The organism is Vibrio sp. YT-19(2023) (assembly GCF_033337395.1).
The window spans coordinates 1-572 of the sequence record NZ_JAWOQN010000871.1; the positions used below are offsets into that span (position 1 = coordinate 1).

The following is a 572-nucleotide window of genomic DNA, read 5'->3' on the forward strand; positions in this document are numbered from 1 at the left end:
GTTATGGTCAGCGTCCAAAGCTAGCTCAAGCGTGGCTCCTCTACGAGGCCGCCAGTCAGCAACAGTTGCCACAACACCAGTTTGAGTCAACGGCCCAACAATTCGTTCTCCCGCAATCATCAACTCACCAGCAATGACACGAACAAGCCCTGTCTTTGCAGTGTCAAATTCCGTGATCGTCTCTGGTTGAAAATCGTGGTATTGAGCGGGTTTCATTTTGTCGTTGGCAGGTTGATTAATCCATATCTGAAAACCATGCAGTTCACCGTCTTGCATAATTGGCATTTCACTGTGTATTACTCCGCGACCTGCCGCCATCCATTGTGCACCACCTGAACGCAATTCGCCGACATTGTTCATGTGATCACGATGTTGAAAATGACCTTTCAGCATATAAGTCAGCGTTTCAATCCCACGATGAGGATGAGGAGGAAAGCCACCAATGTAGTCAGAACGTTGATCGGATTTCAGCTCATCCATCATTAAAAATGGTGAAAAGCTCGTGTTGTTAAAACCTGCAACTCGATGAATTTTAACACCATCTCCGTCAGCGGTAGGTTGCGATGGAATCA

1 protein-coding gene is annotated in these 572 nt (G+C 46.9%); it reads right to left on the minus strand.

What is annotated here, in order from left to right; translation table 11 throughout:
* On the minus strand, positions 1-570 hold a 570-nt coding region (locus R7E78_RS28920; protein WP_318058990.1), incomplete at its 3' end, for a pirin family protein.
* Between the last annotated feature and the right edge of the window lie 2 nt (positions 571-572).